The following is a 14,051-nucleotide window of genomic DNA, read 5'->3' on the forward strand; positions in this document are numbered from 1 at the left end:
AAGCACAACATTACCAAGGGCGACCAGCTAAGCGCAGTAGGCCATCTGAAAACTCATGCATCCGGCGCTGGCGCCGGGGTGCTATACAGCAGCAAATACCCAACGGTGCCGGCTAGCAGGGAGGCCAGCAGAATGGCGAGCTTAGCAACGGCTTCTCCCTCTGAATGCTCGCCGAGCGCCAGCAACGTCACAAACAGTGACATTGTGAAGCCGATGCCGCCCAAGATGCCTGCTCCCCACAGGTGCCGCCACGAAACGTTTGGCGGCAACGACGCCCACCCCAAGCGCACCGCCACCCACGACAGTGCCCCAATACCAATCGGTTTGCCGAGTACCAACCCGGCCATGATGCCTAGTCCGAGTGGCGAAATCAACTGACCGAACACATTGGTGTCAATCGTCAGGCTGGTGTTTGCAAACGCAAAAAGCGGAATGATACCGAACGACACCACCGAGTGCAGCCGCTGTTCGAGCTTCTGGGCTGGCGAGCTGATTGTTTCGGTAAGGTGCTCTAGTTCTTCGCTGATGGTCCGCGGATCCGCATTGGTACCGTGCGCTTCGTCGCGCAAGATGCGCAGTCGGTCGTCAAGTAGCCGCAGCAGTTCCGGCCGATCTAGGCTAATGCGCGAGGGCACAGCTATTGCTAGCAGCACACCCGCCAGCGTGGCATGCACCCCCGACTCGAGCATGAAATACCACAATACCCCACCCAAAGGCAAGTAAAGCCAGAGGCTAGGGATATTTAGCGTATTCAGAAGCAGTAATACTCCCCAAGTGCCCAGCGCCCAGTACAGGTAAGTTAAGTGCAGGTCTTGGGTGTAGAAACCAGCAATAACCAACACCGCGCCCAAATCATCGACAATGGCCAAGGCGGTAAGAAATACTTTTAACCCCAAAGGCACGCGCGAGCCCAACAGCTGCAGTACAGCTAAGGCAAAAGCAATATCAGTGGCCATCGGAATACCCCACCCCCCGGCCGTGGGCGTGCCCCGATTAAGCAGGTAATACACCAAGGCAGGTATCAACATGCCGCCCAAGGCACCCATAATAGGTAGGGCCGCCTGTCGTAGTGAAGCTAGTTCGCCATCTAGCACTTCCCGCTTGATTTCCAGACCTACTATCAGGAAGAAAATCGTCATCAGCCCATCGTTGATCCAATGCAAGAGGCTTTTGTCGAGCACGAAGCTGTTCAACGAAATGCGTAAATGCTCGTCCCAAACTGCTGGAAAGTATTGGGCGGGTCCCCATTCTGTGTTGGCTAGCACCAAGGCTAAAACAGCACTAATCAACAATACAATACCCCCGCTGCCTCACGACGAAAGAACTCGGTGAAAGGTCGTACTAGCGGACGTATTATCTCAGCAACAGCCATATAGAAAAGAAAACACTACCTCTTAGCAGGGCAGATGTAGCAAAAGGAACCCCGTTGGGCTACCAAGCAAAGCTGTAAGCAGTGCTTGCTACCCAAGAAGCTCTACGCAACCAACAGTACCAAAGCCCAGGCAGGCATAAGGTAACGTGCAGACAAAGGGAACTTCTGCCAATACGTTAACCTACGCCATTGTGGGTGCTAGTGGGTACTATTGAAAAGGCAAGCGTGAACGCATAGTTAAATCTCCCCTGTGCGCTTCTAGTCTCTGCCTTATCCTCCCAGCCGATTCACTAAAACCAGCAAATGCGGCAAAGTGGTAAGCAGAAGGCCTAGAACGAGGACAAACAAACATGTCACTGCTAACCACCACGTAAGAAGCTGCTCAGGAGTTTCCGGCCGGGGCCACCAGAGCAGAAAAGGAAGAACCATTGGTAGCAAGCTGATACCCTGTGTATAGTGAGTTAACCGTAAGCATACACAGGTAATTGTCGCCAGCAATGAGCCCACCAACAGCAGATACTGTTGCCAGCGGGGAAGTTCAGGTACCGGTATCATGGCGAACCTCTGACTAACGCGACGCATCTGTCCTGACAGTCTGGTAGATAAAGGTCCTAGCTCCCAAAAGAATAGTAGCACGCAGCTCCAATAGTGACATGCGGCGTGTGCTTAGAAAAGAGGTAACCGCAGTTGAAACAAAGGCGGCCGCTACGGGCAACACTTGCGAGAAGCTGTTCTTGTAAATGGTTTTGTACTGCTTAACGTACTGAAAAGTAGGCTGCATAATATCACGCTGAGAAAGGGCAAAGAAATAGCTGCACACTTCTGGCAGGAAGTGGCGGCAGGCTGCAAGGTGCCAGTCGTCAGGGTGGAGTGAGCTTAAAAATAAAAAAAGAGTAAAGGGGTTCTTAATTCAGGTAATCGTAAAGATACGCAAACCACTTTTAGATAGATATGAGCTACTGCTTGCTCAAGACAGCCTACACGTAGCGCAAAGCTCTCTATCTGCCTCTACATGCAGTTCCACGAGAGCTAACCGCAAAGCAGGTTTGCGATACCAGAATTAGGTTGTGCGCGGGTATCGGTCGAGCTTTGTGGGACAGATAGGCTTTTGACGTACCCCCGCTGCTCTGAAGTTGCTGGTAACTTTTCTCCTTGCCTTATGCCGCACAATAGTGTTCTGCTTATCGACGACGAAAACAATCTGCGTCAACTCCTGGGGCGGGTGCTGGAACTGGAGGGCTACACTGTACTTACGGCCTCTAATGCACACCGCGGCCTAGAACTATTGCGCGAACACACGCAAGAAATTCTGGTGGTGCTCTCCGACGTGAAGTTGCCCGACGGCCACGGCCTGAGCTTGCTGCCACGCTACAAAGCCGTGGCCCCGTTGGCCGAGGTAATCCTGATGACGGCCTTCGGCACCATTGCTGACGGCGTGCAGGCCATGAAATCGGGCGCCTTCGACTACCTGACCAAAGGCGACTCCGACGACCAACTCGTGGTGGTGGTGGAGCGGGCCGCCGAAAAAGCTCGCCTGCAACGCCGCGTAGCCGAGCTGGAAAAACAGCTGGCCCCGCAGTTCACCTTCGACTCGATGATTGGCAGTTCCGCGCCACTCACCCAAGCCAAGGCCCTAGCCTTGCGGGTAGCGCCAACTAACAGCACGGTGCTGCTGGAAGGCCCCACGGGCTCGGGCAAGGAATTGTTTGCGCAGGCTATCCATGCGGCCAGTGGGCGCCGCAGCAAGCCGTTTGTGGCCGTCAATTGCAGTGCCTTTCCCAAAGACTTATTGGAGTCCGAGCTATTTGGCTACCGCAAGGGGGCCTTCACCGGCGCTCTGACCGATAAGCGCGGCTTGATGGAAGAAGCGAATGGTGGCACGCTGTTTCTGGATGAAATAGGGGAGCTGCCGTTGGAATTGCAGGCCAAACTGCTGCGGGTGCTCGAGACACAGAGCTTCACTAAAATCGGCGATACCAAGCCCATCCAAGTGAACGTGCGCATTGTAGCCGCCACCAACCGTAACCTCCGCCAGGAAGCCGAAGAAGGCCACTTCCGCTCCGACCTCTACTACCGCCTGGCCGTATTTACCGTGGCTGTACCCCCGCTCAACGCCCGTCGCGAGGACATAGCGCCGCTGGCCGAGTATTTCTTGCACTTCTACGCCGCTAAGCTGCGCAAGCGCCTGCGTGGTATGGAGCCACAAGTACTCACGCAGCTTCAGCGCCACGACTGGCGCGGCAATGTGCGGGAGCTGAAAAACGTGCTGGAACGCGCCGCCATCCTCGCCGACACCGACACGCTGACTGTAGATGACCTGCCCACTGAGTTTCAGTATTTCGCAACTGGGTCAGTAGCCAATGAGGCCTCCGACAAAACCCTCCGTGCCCTAGAAAAGCGCCAAATCCGAGCGGTATTGCAAGAAACCGGCGGCAACAAAATGGAAGCCGCCCGCCAACTCGGCATCGGCACTAAAACCCTCTACCGCAAGATTCAAGAGTATGGGTTGTAGGATCAGCACGATGTAGAGACGCACACTTCGCGTCTCGGCGTTGAACAACCAACCAGCCTAATGCAAATCGTCATGCTGAGCATTCTGTACATCAAACAGAGATGAAACACTTGTGTGCCAAGGTCATATAGGTGACGTTGCCAAGCTAACCGTCATGCTGAGCTTGCCGAAGCATCTCGCGTGCTGATGTTGCAACACAAACCCAACGATTCGCGCGAGATGCTTCGGCTCCGCTCAGCATGACGTGCCTTTTACACGCTGCTCACACAGTTTGGAGTTATCTAGGCTAAACAAAACCAGCACGGGATATGACGCGAAGTGTCGCGTCTCTCTAGTTCACATACCGGGTTATTCTGACCGACGCACCGGGTCAGAATGACCCGGTTTTTTTGTGCGCGCATGTTTTAATAGACGTTCTGATGAAAATTTATTCATTGATAATCAGCGTGATATATGATAAAGAGCAAGGGGGGACGCAAATCGGGTCGGGATTGGCAAGTGGGAATGCGCACGTCAACAATCTGGCACTTATGGCACCTGCTCTTATGATTCCCTTGCTTACCGCCGCCGGCTGCGCTGGCTTCTGGCTCTTCTTTAAATCCGTCAAGTTTTTCGACCACATCTAGCTCCGGCTCTTCCTCATGATGATTGCCCTCTTTGTCTTGTCGCTGGCCGTGTTTGGCTACCTGATTTACGTGCTGCTCAAGCCCGAACGATTCTAACTTTTTGAGTTGCCCACGAGGAAGCGCCCTGGCCGCTACTGCCTCATTGAAACCGGCAACCAGCCCCGCATTTTCAACTGATATGAATTCTGAACTATTGGGCATCATCGGCATCTACTTGCTGACGTTGGTGCTAGCCATTCCGCTGGGCCGTTATCTGGCGCGCGTGTTCAAAGGCGAAAAGAACGCCCTGGATTTTTTAGCTCCTCTCGAACGGGGTGTGTTTCGCCTTTCCGGCATTGATGCCAAGCGCGACATGACGTGGCAGCAGCATATGGTGGCGCTGCTGACCATCAACCTGGTGTGGTTCCTGCTAGCCATGGTGGTGCTGTGCACGCAGGGCGCCTTGCCACTCAACCCCGACGGCAACCCCTCCATGACCCCCGATCTGGCGTTCAATACGGCCATTTCGTTTCTGGTGAACTGCAACTTGCAGCACTACTCCGGCGAATCGGGGCTGAGCTACCTCTCGCAGATTGTGGTTATCACCTTCCTGCAATTCGTGTCGGCGGCTACGGGTATTGCCGCGGCGGTGGTGGTCATCAACGCCTTGCAAACCCGCACCACCGACAAACTAGGCAACTTTTACGACTACTTCGTGAAGAGCATCACGCGTCTGCTGCTGCCGGGCTCCATCGTGGTGGCCCTGATTCTCGTGTTCAATGGCACCCCCATGACGTTGCAAGGCAAGCAGCAGCTTGTAACCGTGCAGGGCGATTCGGTGGCCGTGTCGCGCGGGCCAGTGGCGGCTATGGTGGCTATTAAGGAGCTGGGTACCAATGGGGGCGGCTTCTTCGGGGCCAACTCAGCGCACCCGCTCGAAAACCCCAACTACCTCACCAACGCCACCGAAAACATTGCCCTGACTGTCATCCCGATGGCCATGATTTTCGCGCTGGGCTTCTACCTGAAGCGCCGCCGCTTGTCGCTGATGATTTTCGGGGTGATGACCATCGGCTTCGTGGCGCTGCTGGGCCCAACCGTGTATTATGAGCTGCACGGCAACCCCGCCATCAGCCACATGGGCATCGACCAGAGCTTGGGCGCGCTGGAAGGCAAGGAAATGCGCTTCGGTGCGGCGGCGTCCGCCTACTGGTCTATCACTAATACGGTTATCAGCTGCGGCTCCATCAACTCCATGCACGATTCGTTCATGCCGATTTCGGGGATGAGCCAGCTGCTGGGCATGATGACCAACGCCTTTTACGGGGGCTGCGGCGTGGGCTTGCTCAACTTCTTCGCCTACCTCATCATTGCCGTGTTCGTGGCCGGGCTGATGGTGGGCCGCACGCCCGAGTTCTTGGGCAAGAAGATTGAAGCCCGCGAAATGAAAATTGCCGTCATCGTGACGCTGCTGCACCCGCTGCTGATTTTAGCGGGCACGGCGCTAGCCGCGCACACCTACGTGGGCAACCCCACCGAATACGCCGGCTGGCTGGCCAACCCTAGCTACCACGGCTTCTCGGAAATGCTCTACGAGTACACGTCCTCGGCTGCCAACAACGGCTCGGGCTTCGAGGGGCTCGGCGACAACACGCCGTTCTGGAACATTACCACCGGCGTGGTGCTGCTTTTATCACGGTACCTGCCAATCATCGGGCCGGTAGCCATTGCTGGCCTACTGGCCCGCAAGAAATACACCCCCGAAGGCGTCGGCACCCTGCCCGCCGACACGGCCACTTTCGGGGTGATGGTGCTGGCTGTCATCGTCATCATTGCCGCCCTGGCTTTCTTCCCCGCCCTGGCGCTAGGCCCGCTGGCCGAACATTTCTCGCTGTATTAAGCAGCTAGAAGACAGGAGTTAAGAGCTAGGATTTCAGCTGCTCCTCTCCGTCACTTTCGTTTCCTGTACTTCTCTTCTAGCTCCTAGCTTCCAGCTTCTGGCTCCTTTAAAAAATGGCTTCCAAATCTCAATCCTTATTTCAACCCGAGCTGCTATCCGAAGCTGTGAAACAGGCTTTCGTGAAGCTCGACCCGCGCATCATGTTCCGCAATCCGGTGATGTTCACTGTGGAAGTCGGGACGGTGGTGATGCTGCTCGTGACGCTTGGGCTGCTGGTGCAACCTGATGCCGCGCAAGGCAGCTTCGGTTACAATTTCACCGTGTTTCTGGTGTTGTTCCTGACCTTGCTGTTCGCCAATTTCGCCGAGGCCATTGCCGAAGCCCGCGGCAAAGCGCAAGCCGAAACCCTGCGCAAAACCCGCGAAGAAACCCCTGCCCGCGTCATCGACCAGAACGGCAACATCACCTCCGTTAGCTCCTCGCAGCTCCAGAAAGGGCAGGAGTTCATCGTCGAAGCCGGCGAAATCATTCCCACCGACGGCGAGATTATCGAGGGACTAGCTACCATTGATGAGTCGGCTATTACCGGCGAATCGGCCCCGGTGATTCGGGAAGCGGGCGGCGACAAATCCTCGGTGACGGGTGGCACCAAGGTGCTGTCGGACCGGATTCGGGTGGTGGTGACGACGGCACCCGGCGAATCGTTTCTGGACAAGATGATTGCGCTGGTGGAAGGCGCGTCGCGGCAGAAAACGCCCAACGAAATTGCCCTCACTATTCTGCTGGCGGGCTTCACGCTGGTGTTCGTGATTGTGTGCGTAACCCTGGCGCCGTTTGCCGATTACTCGAAAACGCCCATTGCCATTTCCGCCTTCATTGCACTGTTCGTGTGCTTGATTCCGACCACCATTGGCGGTTTGCTCTCGGCCATCGGTATTGCGGGCATGGACCGGGCGTTGCGCGCCAACGTCATCACCAAAAGCGGCAAAGCCGTGGAAACGGCCGGCGACATCGACGTACTGCTGCTCGACAAAACCGGCACCATCACCATCGGCAACCGCAAAGCCACCCACTTCTGGCCCGCGCCGGGTGTCGATGAGCGGCAGTTCATTGAGTTTGCCACCGTGTCGTCGCTCTCCGACGACACGCCCGAAGGCAAATCCATTGTGGAGTTGGCCCGCGAAAAACAAGTGGACCCGCAAGCCTTGCGTAGCCGCTTGGAGGGTGCCGAACTCATCAAGTTCACGGCCGAAACCCGCAGCAGCGGCGTAACGCTCGCCAACGGCACCCGCATCCGCAAGGGCGCTTCCGATGCCATCCGCCAGCTTGCCGTGAAAGCCAACCAGCCCTTCCCGCAGGAAGTAACGCAGCGCACCGACGCCGTAGCCAGCAACGGTGGTACGCCGCTGGTCGTCAGTGAAAACGACCGGGTGCTGGGCGTGGTGGAGCTGCAAGACATCATCAAGCCGGGTATTCAGGAACGGTTTGAGCGCCTGCGCAAAATGGGCATCAAGACCGTGATGGTCACCGGCGACAACCCGCTCACAGCCAAGTTTATTGCCGAAAAATCGGGGGTTGACGACTTCATTGCCGAAGCCAAGCCCGAGGATAAAATGACCTATATCCGCAACGAGCAACAGCAAGGCAAACTAGTAGCCATGATGGGCGACGGCACCAACGACGCGCCCGCCCTGGCCCAAGCCGACGTGGGAGTGGCCATGAACTCCGGTACCCAAGCCGCCAAAGAAGCCGGCAACATGGTCGACCTCGACAACGACCCCACCAAGCTCATCGAGGTAGTGGAAATCGGCAAACAGCTGCTCATGACCCGCGGCACGCTCACCACCTTCAGCATCGCCAACGACGTGGCCAAGTACTTCGCCATCGTGCCAGCCTTGTTTATGGTCGCCATTCCGGCCCTTGGCGCCCTGAATATCATGGGGCTGAAGTCGCCGCAGTCGGCCATCCTGAGCGCCGTAATTTTCAATGCCATCATCATCCCGGCCCTGGTGCCGCTGGCCCTGCGCGGCGTGGCTTACAAACCCATTGGCGCCTCCGCTTTACTGCGCCGCAACCTGCTCATCTACGGCCTCGGCGGCGTCATTGTCCCCTTCATCGGCATTAAGCTAATTGACTTGGTGGTGGGGGTGTTCCTGTAGCTATTAGAACATCAAACTTCTCTCCTCAAATGAGGAAGAGACGCGGCGCAGCCGCCGCAGGAGTGGTTGACATCGTTGCGGAGGGAGTTTGTAATGAACGACCCGGCAGCGCGATTCAACTGCCAAATGAAACAACAATTCAGTTTTCCGCCGATTCAGTCACAAGTCGTTCAAACGGCTTCACCACCCCGCCCTCCGGGCACCCCTCCTTGAAAGAAGGAGGGGAACTAGCTTCTAGTCTTAGCTCATCGGGCTAACCGATTCTAGCTCCAAACTCCTTGCTTCTACCTTCTCATGAAAAATAACCTGCTTCCTGCTTTTCGTCTTTCCCTTGCCATGCTTGTGCTGTGCTGTGTGGTGTACCCCGCTATTGTGTGGGGCGCGGCGCAACTCTCGCCGGGTAAGGGGGAGGGCGTACAAGTGAGTCATAAAGGCCGCGTGGTGGGCTTCGCCAACGTCGGCCAGAAATTCGACCGGCCTGAGTACTTCAACACCCGCCCTTCCGCCGTGGACTACAACGCCAGCGGCTCGGCTGGCTCCAACAAAGGCCCGAGCAACCCCGAATACCTAAAAGAAGTGCAGACCCGGGCCGGCGCTTTCTTGCAGCAAAACCCAACGGTAACGCGCAACCAAGTACCGGCCGAGCTAGTTACGGCCAGCGGTTCGGGCCTCGATCCGCACTTGTCGCCAGCCGGGGCGTATGCGCAAGTGGAGCGGATTGCTCGTCTGCGAAACTTGCCAGTGGAGCGGGTTCGGGAGCTGGTAAAGAGCCACATCGACGAGCCTATCATTGTGTTCTTTGGTCCGGCCACTGTGAACGTATTGCGCCTAAACTTGGCCCTGGATGAATTGGCGCCGATTCGCCGCTAACCAGGGGCGGGCCGCCGCAGTATAGGCCACTTCCTCGACGCTTTACTTGAAAAAACTAGTTTGCCTGTCAGTCGGCAGAAAAACCGCTAATCCTACTTCGCCTCGCAACAGCAGGTGCTCCTTCATGAACCACGTATTGACCTTGGGCCTCGCCCTTACTGCCACTGCCGCCGCTACTAGCCCTGTGCTGGCGCAAACCACTCCCGTAACCGATACCACGCAAGTAGTGCCGCCGCAAGTTGCGCCTGCCGAAGCCACGCCCAACCCGCTGACTTTCTATGGCTTTGTAGATGGCTACTACGGCTACGATTTCAAGCACGCCGACACCCAAGACCGGCCAGGTTTCCTGTACTCGCACGACCGGCAAAACGAGTTTACCGTCAACAACGCCATCATCGGGATGCGCTACGACAACGGGCAGGTGCGCGGGGCCTTGGGGCTGCATGCCGGCACGTACGTAGCCGCCAACTACGCTGCCGAAGACCAGGTATTCAAGCACATCTACGAAGCCTACGCCGGTTTCCGGCCGTTCGAGAAGGCGTGGCTGGATGCCGGTATTTTCGGCTCGCACATCGGCTTCGAGTCGGCCATCAGCAAAGACAACTGGACGCTGACCCGCTCCCTAATGGCCGAAAACTCGCCGTACTACGAAGCCGGGGTGCGCTTCACCTACGAGGTTGACCCCAAGCTAACCCTGACCGGACTGGTACTCAACGGCTGGCAAAACATCCGCGAAAACAACCAGAAAAAGGCCATTGGCACCCAAATTCAGTGGAAGCCCACCGATAAGCTGCTTATCAACAGCAGCACGTTCTACGGCAACGAGCAACCCCAAGACCTAGCCCGGCGCCGCCGCTACTTCCACGATTTCTATGCTTCCTACGCCGCCACCGACCGGCTGAGCTTGGCTGTGGTGTTCGACGTAGGCAAGCAGGAACGCGCCCAAGACGGTCGCAAAGACGACACCTGGCACACCGGCGCCGCCTTCGTGCGCTACAAGCTAGCCGATAAATGGAGCACCACCCTGCGCGGCGAGTACTACAACGCCGACCGGGGCGTCATCATCAACTCGATTTCGCCGGTAGCTTCCGACCAAGATTTGAAAATACGGGCCGCCTCTCTCAACCTCGATTACGCGCCCACTAGCAACGTGGTAGTACGCATCGAAGGCCGCGGCTTCCGTTCCCCTCAGCCCTTCCTAACCGACCGAAACGACCAACCCACCGACAACTACGGCAACATCACATCGAGCATTGCCATATCGTTTTAATCGATATAAGTAATTACATAGAACGTCATTCCGAGCTTGTCGAGGAATCTCGCGTGCTGATGTTAGAATAGTAGTCCTGACGTCAGCACGCGGGATGCTTCGCATGACCGTTGAAAACGAAACCCACTTTATGTCCCCCACTACTGACGACCAACAACGCGACCAATCTGCCGAGCGGTTTCTGCGGCTGGTGCAGGAGCGGCGGCGCGGGCGGCTGAAAATATACATCGGACTGGCGGCCGGCGTGGGCAAAACCTACCGCATGCTGCAAGAAGCCCACGACTTGCTCCAGCACGGCGTTGATGTGGTGTTGGGGTACGTCGTGACGCACGGGCGGGCCGGCACCGAGGCGCAGCTGCAAGGCTTGCCGACGCTGCCGCGCAAACAGGTTTTCTACAAGGGCCGGATGCTGGAAGAAATGGACGTGCAGGCCATTTTGCAGCGCCGGCCCTCGGTGGTAGTAGTCGATGAGCTGGCCCACACCAACGTACCGGGCTCCCTCAACGAGAAGCGCTGGCAAGACGTGGAGCAGCTCGTGAAGGCCGGTATTTCGGTGATTTCGGCCGTTAACGTGCAGCACCTGGAAAGCCTGCACGACCAAGTGCAGAAGATAACCGGCACTGATGTGCAAGAACGGGTGCCCGACCAAGTGCTGAAGCTAGCCGATGAGGTGGTAAATGTGGACCTGACTGTGCCCGAGCTGCGCACCCGCTTGGAGGAAGGCAAAATCTACGATTTGCAGAAAGTGCCCTCGGCGCTGAAGAACTTCTTCCAGCCCGAAAACCTGTTGCAGTTGCGCGAACTGGCCCTGCGGGAAGTAGCCAACCAACTCGGCCGCCAGATTGAGACCGATGCCGCTGGTACCCCCGCCGTAGCTCCTCAACGCCGCAACGCCGACCGGCTGCTGGCCTGCATCAATACCAACGCGCGGGCCGCTAAGGAAATCATCCGCAAAACCTCCCGCCTCGCCGACCGCCTTGGCGGGGCCAAGTGGTACGTGCTCTACGTGCAAACTCCCGCCGAATCGGCTGATAGGGTAGGGCTGGCGGCCCAGCGCCACCTCATCAATAACTTGCAGCTAGCTACCGAGTTAGGCGGCCAGATTCTGCGGGTGAAAGCCGACAATGTTGTAACGGAAGTAAGGCGCGTAGCCGCCGAAAAAAACGTGTCGCTGCTAATCTGCGGTGTGACGGGTAGCAAAAACTGGTGGGCCCGCCTCACCCGTCGCGGCGTCACCAACGACCTTATTCGGCAAGTTGCCCGACACACCCAAGACCTAGATATTTACTTGGTAACGTACTGATGACTGTCAGTAGAATAGAACGTCAACCGTCATGCAGAGCGCAGCGAAGCATCTCGCGTGCGGATGTGAGAGTAGTAGCCCTGACGTCAGCACGCGAGATGCTTCGCTGTGCTCTGCATGACGGTCAATCAAGTAGCAGAATTTATAGTTAAAGCAACTCATGACCCTGAAAACCAAAATCACGCTGGCTTTTGCAACCATGCTGTTGCTGCTGATGGGAGTGAGTGCCTTCATGCTCTACTCGCTGAACCAGCTGGACCGCACCGCCCGCAACGTGCTCAAAGACAACCTGTACTCGGTGGAGTTGGGCCAGAAAATGCTGAGCGCCCTGGACCGGATGGAGTACGGCGCGAACGTAAGAGCCCCCCAAGCTCAACCGCTTTTCGAGAAACTGTTGGCGCGGGAAGCCGGCAACGTAACGGAGCCCGGCGAGCAGCAGGCGGTAGACAATCTGTTTCAAGATGTAGGGAATTTCAATCAGCTGCTAGCTTCCGACACCACCTCAGCCCAGCTATGGAACCAAGCCGTTGGGCGCTTGCGGCGCGATACCTACGCCATGATGAACCTGAACACCCAAGCCCTCACGCGCAAAAACGAAGCCGCCAACCGCACCGCCCTGCGGCAGCGGCGCTACGTGCTGGCTTTGCTTACCTTCGCCGTCCTGACCTCGCTGTTGTTTGTGCTGAGTGTGCCCGAGGCGGCCGTTGTGCCCCTGCGCCGGCTCTCAGCCAGCATCGACCACGCCGCCAACCAGGATTTCACCGCCTCGATTCCGGTGGAAGGGCACGACGAATTGGCCACTGTGGGCCGGAGCTTCAACCGGATGCTAGTGCAATTGCAAAGCTACCGCACCTCCACGCTAGCCGAACTCATGGCCGAGCGCAACCGGGTGGCCAGCATCGTCAACACCCTGGATGAAGGCCTGCTACTAGTCGACCAAAATCGGCGCCTCATTGTGGTCAACCCGGTAGCCAGTGTCTTGCTTGCCGTGCCTGCTGCCCAGCTGCTAGGCCGGCGAGTGGACGAAGTAGCCAATGAAAACGACTTGTTTCGGGAGATGCTGCGCCATCTGGATGTGTCGCCGCCCAAGCGCGAGCAAGAAACGCCACTGCTTACCATCGCGCAGCAAGGCGAAGAAGCGTACTACCGCCTGAGCGTGCACGATGTAGTCGGGTTCAACCAAGCCCTCGACAAAAACGAGTTTGTCGGCTCCATTCTGACCTTGCGCAACATCTCGGAGTTCAAGAAGCTAGATCAGGCCAAATCCAACTTCCTGGCCACAGTATCGCACGAGCTAAAAACGCCGCTTTCCAGTATCAACTTCAGCTTGAAGCTGTTGCAAAACGGCAAAGTCGGCCCGCTCAACCCCGAACAGCAAAACATAGTGCTGACCCTCAAGCAGGAAAACCAGCGCCTGCTGAAGCTAGTAGGGGAGCTAATCGACGTGTCGCGCCTGGAATCCGGCAACATTCAACTCAACTTCCAGCCCAGCCACGTGCACGACATCGTGCAGTTCGCCGCCGATACCATTCAACTCCAGCTCAAGCCCAAGCAGCTCCGCCTCGCCCTGGAAGTACCCGACAACCTACCACCCGTCCGCGCCGACATCGAAAAAACGACTTGGGTGCTCCTCAATCTACTGGCCAACGCCATCCGCTATTCACCCGAGGCCGAGCAAATCCGCATTTCCGCCACCGTCGCCACCGACGGCCAGCAAGTACAAGTGAGTGTGCAAGACAATGGCCCCGGCATAGCGCCGCAGTATCAAGAAAAGATCTTCCAACGCTTTGTTCAGATACCTGACAAGAGCGGCTACAAAGGTGGTTCGGGCCTGGGGCTCAGTATCGCCCGCGAGTTTATTGTCAGCCAAGGCGGTCAATTGAGAGTGAGCAGTGAGTTAGGCTCGGGCAGCACGTTCACCTTCACCTTGCCGGTAGCTTCTAAAATGGACGCCTAATAATAACCTAGTGTTGGTGCATTCCTATCTATGAAGTAAGGTCGAAATGGCGGAGTAGAAATCAATGTATGAGCCTTCACTTCATAAGTGCCGAGAAAGCGGT

Annotated in this window: 9 protein-coding genes; 7 read left to right on the forward strand and 2 right to left on the reverse strand. The window is 57.0% G+C overall.

All coding sequences use genetic code 11. The features are described from left to right. Positions 1-53: 53 nt before the first annotated feature. A complete protein-coding gene (nhaA, locus tag MUN86_RS00705; protein WP_245120637.1) occupies positions 54-1,289 on the reverse strand; it encodes a Na+/H+ antiporter NhaA in 1,236 nt (411 codons plus the stop codon). Positions 1,290-2,531: 1,242 nt separating this feature from the next. Here nhaA and MUN86_RS00710 point away from each other — a divergent pair. After that, positions 2,532-3,884: a sigma-54-dependent transcriptional regulator gene (locus MUN86_RS00710; RefSeq protein WP_245120638.1), complete on the forward strand. Its 1,353-nt coding sequence runs from the start codon at positions 2,532-2,534 to the stop codon at positions 3,882-3,884. A gap of 431 nt (positions 3,885-4,315) precedes the next feature. Here the strand turns inward: MUN86_RS00710 and MUN86_RS32660 are convergent, their stop codons facing one another. After that, entirely contained in the window at positions 4,316-4,714 is a 399-nt protein-coding gene (locus tag MUN86_RS32660) for a hypothetical protein (RefSeq protein WP_245120640.1), read from the reverse strand. Between MUN86_RS32660 and kdpA the strand changes: the two genes are divergently transcribed. The 6 genes from kdpA to MUN86_RS00745 all read left to right on the forward strand — a co-directional run bounded on the left by kdpA (position 4,689) and on the right by MUN86_RS00745 (position 13,948). Then, positions 4,689-6,389, forward strand: a complete 1,701-nt coding sequence (kdpA, locus tag MUN86_RS00720) for a potassium-transporting ATPase subunit KdpA (protein WP_245120642.1) — start codon at positions 4,689-4,691, stop codon at positions 6,387-6,389. The genes MUN86_RS32660 and kdpA overlap by 26 nt on opposite strands. A gap of 113 nt (positions 6,390-6,502) precedes the next feature. After that, a complete protein-coding gene (gene kdpB / locus MUN86_RS00725; protein ID WP_245120644.1) occupies positions 6,503-8,548 on the forward strand; it encodes a potassium-transporting ATPase subunit KdpB in 2,046 nt (681 codons plus the stop codon). Positions 8,549-8,842: 294 nt separating this feature from the next. Further along, a complete protein-coding gene (gene kdpC, locus MUN86_RS00730; RefSeq protein WP_245120646.1) occupies positions 8,843-9,418 on the forward strand; it encodes a potassium-transporting ATPase subunit KdpC in 576 nt (191 codons plus the stop codon). 124 nt (positions 9,419-9,542) lie between these two features. Next, positions 9,543-10,688 (forward strand): porin, encoded by a 1,146-nt coding sequence (locus tag MUN86_RS00735; RefSeq protein WP_245120648.1) that lies wholly within the window; start codon positions 9,543-9,545, stop codon positions 10,686-10,688. Positions 10,689-10,818: 130 nt separating this feature from the next. Continuing rightward, on the forward strand, positions 10,819-11,991 hold the full coding sequence (locus MUN86_RS00740; protein ID WP_245120650.1) for a sensor protein KdpD: 1,173 nt from the start codon (positions 10,819-10,821) through the stop codon (positions 11,989-11,991). 160 nt (positions 11,992-12,151) lie between these two features. Beyond that, positions 12,152-13,948, forward strand: a complete 1,797-nt coding sequence (locus tag MUN86_RS00745; RefSeq protein ID WP_245120652.1) for a HAMP domain-containing sensor histidine kinase — start codon at positions 12,152-12,154, stop codon at positions 13,946-13,948. Positions 13,949-14,051 lie beyond the last annotated feature (103 nt).

The organism is Hymenobacter volaticus, from assembly GCF_022921055.1.
GTDB lineage: Bacteria > Bacteroidota > Bacteroidia > Cytophagales > Hymenobacteraceae > Hymenobacter > Hymenobacter volaticus.